The sequence below is a fragment of the Mesorhizobium sp. P5_C1 genome (assembly GCF_054049815.1).
In genome coordinates this window covers 1-6,547 of sequence record NZ_JBFULQ010000316.1, presented here as the reverse complement: position 1 = coordinate 6,547, position 6,547 = coordinate 1, and the positions used below count along the sequence as shown (strand labels likewise).

Genomic DNA, 6,547 nt, shown 5'->3' with positions numbered 1-6,547 from the left:
GGTTTCGCACTGGAGCCTGTCGACCAGCGACGCACACGGGGTCTATGAGAAACTGGGCTTCAAGGCATCGACGGATGGTCGATACATGCGCCTCGATCGCATTCCGCAATGACGAGCGTGCGACCATGGCGACATCCGCCGTTGTTGCAAAATAACCTCAGTGCTTGGACCAGATAGACTTTCGACATGAGCCGATCTTGGCGATGCATCGGGGCGTCTTTATAAGGACCGTTCCGCGATTCATTTGCGGGAGGTCCGAATGGCTGTATTTCAAATGGTAATGCGAGGCCGCGAAGCCTAGGTCTCATCCGGCGCTCAGCGAGGGTTTGCCCTCGCGCTGATGCCGGATTGAGCGCAGGCTTATGCCGATGCCGGTCGCCGCCCGATTACGGGCGAGACGCCAAATATGCCGCTCCGCATTCTGGGCAATCGCTAGCCCCTTGCGCGGCTTCTTCAATTTTCGACCTTACTGGGATCGGGCTCGTTTGCGCCCGAATGACATCATGGCTCGTTTCAGAATCGATTTGCGCGCGAGCGCCTTTCGCAGCGTTCTTGGTTTCACGCTCACCCATTGGCGGCGTCAGCCGTGGCGGCTTTCGCTCATCATGGGCGGCTTCCTGTTGTCGACGCTGGCCGACGTTTTGACGCCGCTTTATTCAGGCCGGCTGGTCGACGCCGTCGCCAGCAGCGCCGGCGCCGATGCCATTGCCTGGAATGCCGCGATGACCGCGTTCTCGATGCTGATGGCGCTGGCGTTGACCGGCGTCGTGCTGCGCAACCTTGCCTTCATGGCGATCGTCGAGCTGACGCTGAAGATGATGGCCGATATCGCCGCTGACACCTTCCATCGCGTCCAGCGCTTTTCCACCGACTGGCATGCCAACAGCTTTGCCGGCTCGACCGTGCGCAAGGTGACGCGCGGCATGTGGGCGCTCGACCTGCTCAACGACACGATCCTCATCGCGCTGCTGCCGTCCGTCGCCATGCTGATTGGCTCGACGCTGCTGCTCGGCTGGTTTTGGCCGCTGATGGGCGTGGTCGTTGCCGCCGGATCGGTGCTGTTCATCGCGGTGACGGCGATGTTGTCGCTCGGCTATGTCGCACCGGCTGCGCGGCTCGCCAACACCTGGGACACGCGCCTCGGCGGCTCGCTGGCCGACGCGGTGAGCTGCAACGCCGTGGTCAAGGGATTTGGCGCCGAGGAGCGCGAAGAGCGACGCCTCGCCAGGGTCGTCGCCAAATGGCGTGCGCGCACGCGGCGGACCTGGGTACGCGGCACCATCAACGGCACCACGCAAGGGGCGCTGTTGCTGGTCATGAGAGCCGCGGTGATCGGCCTGGCGTTGATGCTGTGGTCGTGGGGGCAAGCGAGCGCCGGTGACGTTGCCTTCATGCTGACGTCGTTCTTCGTGCTGCAGGGATATCTCAGAGATATCGGCACCCATATCCGCAACCTGCAGCGTTCGATCAACGACATGGAGGAGCTGGTCGAGTTCCAGTCCGAACCGCTCGGCATCGAGGACCGGCCCGGCGCCAAGCCGATCCGGATCACGCAGGGGGCTATCCGCTTCGACAACGTCACCTTTCATTACGGCAATCACCGATCGCCCCTTTATCGCGACTTTTCGGTCGATATCGCGCCGGGTGAACGTGTCGGCCTCGTCGGCCATTCGGGTTCGGGCAAGACGACTTTCGTCAAGCTGATCCAGCGGCTCTATGACGTCAATGCGGGAAGAATCCTGGTCGACGGCCAGGACATCGCGCAGTTGGCGCAAGCGTCGCTGCGCGGGCAGATCGCCATCGTCCAGCAGGAGCCGATCCTGTTCCACCGGTCGCTGGCCGAGAACATTGCCTATGCCCGGCCGACGGCGACGCAGGATGAGATCGAGCACGCGGCGCGGCTGGCGAGTGCGCATGACTTCATCGCCAACCTGCCGAAGGGCTACGGCACGCTGGTCGGCGAACGCGGTGTGAAACTGTCGGGCGGCGAGCGTCAGCGCGTGGCAATCGCGCGCGCTTTCCTTGCCGATGCGCGCATCCTGATCCTGGACGAGGCGACATCGAGCCTCGATTCTGAATCGGAGGTCCTGATCCAGCAGGCGATGGAACGGCTGATGGTCGGGCGCACGACGCTGGTCATCGCGCACCGGCTTTCGACGGTGCGGGCGCTGGACAGGCTCCTGGTCTTCGATCGCGGCAAGATCGTCGAGGAAGGCTCGCATGACGAGCTGATCCGGCTGAAGGGCGGCATCTACCGCCGACTGTTCGAGCGTCAGGCGCTCGAACTGACCAAGGGACTGGTCATCTGATCTGAAGTGGCCTCCGGCTCCGGCCGGAGGCCACCTCTCGGGCTCCATCGCGGTTGCAATAGAGCGGGCTTTCGTCAGTCGGTTGGAGTGACGCGAACCATATCCAGGGCGTTCCAGATCCTGAGTTTTGAGACGTCTTGTTTACGTTGTTTCTACTACTGGTTGGTATAAGCCTTCTCTAGGCAACCCAGAGACGGTCTATGCATATCCTGGAATCCGACTAACCTGCCCAGGATTTCGCTCTGCGGCAGATAGGCTTCAAGATGCATCTTGTTTCCGCAAATGCCGGTTCGGAAAAGGTGGCTGCGCCGTCGGTGCTGGAAACTCGGCACGGCTCGGTTCGGCCGCTCGCTGCCGAAGATCTCGAGAGCGTCGCCGCACTCTTCCTGGCGAAGTTTCGCCAGCGGCGGCGTCACCTCCTCGATCGCGCGATCGCGGAGACGGCCGAGTATATGAGAGAGATTTATCTTGATCCTGCCGGCCAGCCCGGTGAGAGCAACGCTCYGGTCCAGATCAACCCGCAAGGACGTCTAGGTGGGTTCCTCGGCGTCCTGAAAGCCCGCTACGAGCTCAACGGAACGGCATTGAATGCGGCAATCATCGGTCCGCTCATGTCCGACCCCGGCACCGATCACGGCTCGGCAGGACCGCAATTGCTGCGTGCCTTGAATCAAGGAAAATTCGATGTGCAGCTGACCGATTCGGCCAACCGGACATCCTTGGCCTTCGCGCGCCCGATGAAGTATCAGCTCCTGCCGGTTCATTGTCTGGGATGGACCTGTGTTTTCCGGCCGGCGGCTATGGCCGCCGCCGCACTGCACCGCAAATGGCCTGGCCTGCCTCGCTTGGCGACCGATCCCTGCGCGAGAGCATTCGATGTTCTCGCTAAAGGAAGGTTCGAGCACCCGGTCCCGCTTTCGTCGTCGCATCGTGTCCACCGTGAGCCGATCGATGCAGCGCAATTTGCCGAGCGGCTGCCGACCCTCCTGTCCGATTACTCGCTTCGGCCGAGTTGGAAGGATGGCGAGCTGACACGGCTGCTCGCGCTGGCGGCCGAGAAGCGGGCCGATGGGCCACTTCATTTCGGCGGGACTTACGACGAAACGGGCAAGATGCTCGGTTGCTACGCCTTCTACGGTCAAGCCGGCGGCATCGCGAACCTGCTGCAAATCCAGGCTTCAGGATCCCACTGGGGCGCGACGCTGGATGGCCTTATCGCGGCCGCGTGGGATATGGGCTGCGCGGGCATCACCGGGCAGACGCAGGGCAGATTCATGCCCCAACTCTTCGGCTACAAGAATGTCTTCTTCCGCTATGCCGGGGGGACGATGGTTCGCTCGCGGATGGCTGAGGTCACGGAAGCGGTCCGCTCCGGCGACATCTTTATCGGTGGGTTGATGGGCGACCGCTGGACCCGCCTCAGTTCCGATGACTTCGGCCGCTGATCGCCTTCGACGACTTGTTCGTCGGCGCAAGCACGCATGTCTATACGCCGCCTGAGGCGCACGCCGCCCCGGTCTTTTCATTGCGCGCGTCCTGTTCTATGTCTGCCGCACCGCGCGGGGGCGCGTCTTGTCAATCACAAAAGCATCCGGTACGCCCCGCTCATGACAGTTACCGTTCGTTTCGCCCCGTCGCCAACCGGCCGCATTCATATCGGCAATGCGCGCACCGCCCTGTTCAACTGGCTGTTTGCCATGAACAACAAGGGCCGCTTTATCCAGCGTTTCGACGACACCGACATTGCCCGCTCGAAGCAGGAATTCTCAGACGCCATCCTCTACGATTTGCATTGGCTGGGCATTTTCCCGGATGCCACCGAATACCAATCGCGGCGTTTCGAGGTCTATGACGCGGCGGTCGAAAGGCTGAAGGCGGCCGGCGTTCTCTACGCCTGCTACGAGACTCCGGAGGAGCTCGACCTCAGGCGCAAGGTGCGCCGCACGCGTGGCCTGCCGCCAGTCTATGGCCGCGAGGCGCTGGCGCTTTCGCCGGAGCAGATCGCCGAATACCAGGCCGATGGGCGCCGCCCGCACTGGCGCTTCCTGTTGCCCAATTTCTCAGGCGATCCACTGCAACCCGAACGTACCGAAATTCACTGGAACGATCTGGTGCGTGGCGAGGAAACCGTCGATCTTGCCTCGCTTTCGGACCCGGTTCTGGTGCGCGAGGACGGCACCTATCTCTATACCCTGCCTTCGGTGGTCGACGACATCGAGATGGGCGTCAGTCATGTCATCCGTGGTGACGACCACGTCACCAACACCGGCGTGCAGATCGCCCTGTTCCAGGCGCTGGCTGCAGAACCGCCGGTGTTCGGCCACCACAACCTCTTGACCACGGCATCGGGCGAGGGGTTGTCGAAACGCTCCGGCGCGCTCTCCATCGAAAGCCTGCGCGCGGACGGCATCGAGCCGATGGCCGTCGCTTCGCTCGCCGTGCTGGTCGGCACCTCGGAGAATGTCGCGGCTGTGCCAACGATGGCCGAACTCGCCGAACGCTTCGATCCGGCGGCGACATCGAAATCCGCGGCCAAGTTCGATCCTGACGAGCTCTTCGTGCTCAACCGGGCGCTGTTGCACCATATGCCGTTCTCCGAGGCGCAAGACCGGCTGATCGTGCTCGGCGTCTCGGGTGACCAGGCCGAGCCGTTCTGGCTTGCGGTGCGCGGCAATCTCGACAGGCTGGCCGATGCGACAAGCTGGTGGCGCACCTTGCGCGAGGGCCCGCAGGAGAGGCCGGAATTTTCCGACGACGACCGCGATTTCCTGGGTCAAGCGTTCGACCTGCTGCCGGAGGAACCCTGGAACGGGACGGTCTGGAAAGAGTGGACGGGCAAGATCAGGGAAGCAACCGGCCGCAAGGGCAAGGCGCTGTTCATGCCGCTGAGGCTCGCGCTTACCGGACTGCCTTCGGGGCCGGAGCTTGCAGATTTATTGCCGCTGATGGGTCGGGAAGGAACGTTGGCCCGACGACCCTGACCTTGCGTTGGTCCGGTGGCAAGGCTGACACCGGCGACGTCACCGGCTTGGCGGAAAGTCGCTTGATCGCCTCGCGGTCGAGTCCGCCCTCCACATTGGCCAGGGTTTCCGGATCGGTACCCGGATCGGGCTTGGTAGCCGGAACCGGAATGGACGGTGTCGCGTCCGTTTCGGGCTGGGACTGCTCAGGATTCGGCGGGTTGCCGGCGATGACCTGGAAATTCCGCGCGGCGTTGCAGCCGCAAGCCGGCGGCAGCGGCATGTTGGACTGCTTGTAGAGATAGGCGGTCGGCAATTCGCTGTAGGGCCGGCCGGTGACCGATGACGTCATCTCAGCCGAATCGTCATCCATGCCGCGCGAATAGAAAACCTGCATCTCTGTGCCAGGGCAGCTTGATTCGCAATTCTTCTGGTCGCGCTCGAAATCGCTCGTCGAAGCCGAATTCGACATCGGGAAGAAATAGCCGTCGCAGGTGCGCACGCATGTGGTGTGGAACTCGCCGCCGCCGACGCTCGAAAAATCCGGTACGCCGGGCCGGTTGAGCACCCTGCTGACATCGGGCTCCTCGCCCGGAACGTCAGGCTCATCGAGCGCATCGAGCTGCTGGCTGTTGCCGCCGAAAAGCTGTTCGAACAGGTTTGCGTTGCCGTCTTCGCGGTTCGCCTCCTGCAGCGGAGCGTTCCGCGGTACAAAAGTGTCGTCGCGGCAGCCCTTGGCCTCGAGCGCCGCCAGGATGCGGCCACGGTCGCGGCGCGAGCCGCCGCTGGCGAGCTTGGCGCGCTTGGCCTGCAGGCTATCGAGATTGGCATTCATACGATCGATGGTGGCGTTGAGCCCGGCGCATTCTCTGACATTGCGGCTGAACAGCGAAAAGCCGCAACCGGCGCTGCTGGATTTGCTGCGGGCCCTGGAGATCTGTTCGCGCTGCCTTTCGATTGCCGCGTCGTATTTGCGGATCAATGCCGGGCCACCACCGCCGCCGCGCGAGGCAGCGGCAAGATCGGCTTCCAACTGGCGGCAGACGCGCGAGGCGGCCTGCGGCTCGGTGACCGCGATGGCTGAAAGCACGAGCGCGCCAAGCAGCGCAGCAACATGCGTCAGCTTCAACCTTTCGCCCGTCATGTCCGAAAACCCCGCCTGCTTGCCTGCGCGATGCTACCGGATTCGCGGTTAATCGTTCCCTCAATCTACAACCAAAGATGGTCTTAGCCCAGAGACACGCCGTCGCGGATGTTCGGGTTCAGTCTCTGCCGTGA

The 6,547-nt window shown here is 63.0% G+C and carries 4 protein-coding genes; 3 read left to right on the top strand and 1 reads right to left on the bottom strand.

Annotation, left to right across the window (positions count from 1 at the left end):
• Positions 1-503 precede the first annotated feature (503 nt).
• From ACXJ7R_RS21655 to gltX, 3 genes are all read left to right on the top strand, one after another.
• Entirely contained in the window at positions 504-2,309 is a 1,806-nt protein-coding gene (locus tag ACXJ7R_RS21655; RefSeq protein WP_457153635.1) for an ABC transporter ATP-binding protein, read from the top strand.
• Positions 2,310-2,572: 263 nt separating this feature from the next.
• A complete protein-coding gene (locus ACXJ7R_RS21650; RefSeq protein WP_457153634.1) occupies positions 2,573-3,754 on the top strand; it encodes a hypothetical protein in 1,182 nt (393 codons plus the stop codon).
• A gap of 162 nt (positions 3,755-3,916) precedes the next feature.
• Positions 3,917-5,290, top strand: coding sequence for a glutamate--tRNA ligase (gltX, locus tag ACXJ7R_RS21645; RefSeq protein ID WP_457153633.1), 1,374 nt, complete (start codon positions 3,917-3,919; stop codon positions 5,288-5,290).
• Here the strand turns inward: gltX and ACXJ7R_RS21640 are convergent.
• Positions 5,208-6,413 (bottom strand): DUF2865 domain-containing protein, encoded by a 1,206-nt coding sequence (locus tag ACXJ7R_RS21640; RefSeq protein ID WP_457153632.1) that lies wholly within the window; start codon positions 6,411-6,413, stop codon positions 5,208-5,210. The two genes, gltX and ACXJ7R_RS21640, sit on opposite strands and share 83 nt — an antisense overlap.
• Positions 6,414-6,547: the final 134 nt, after the last annotated feature.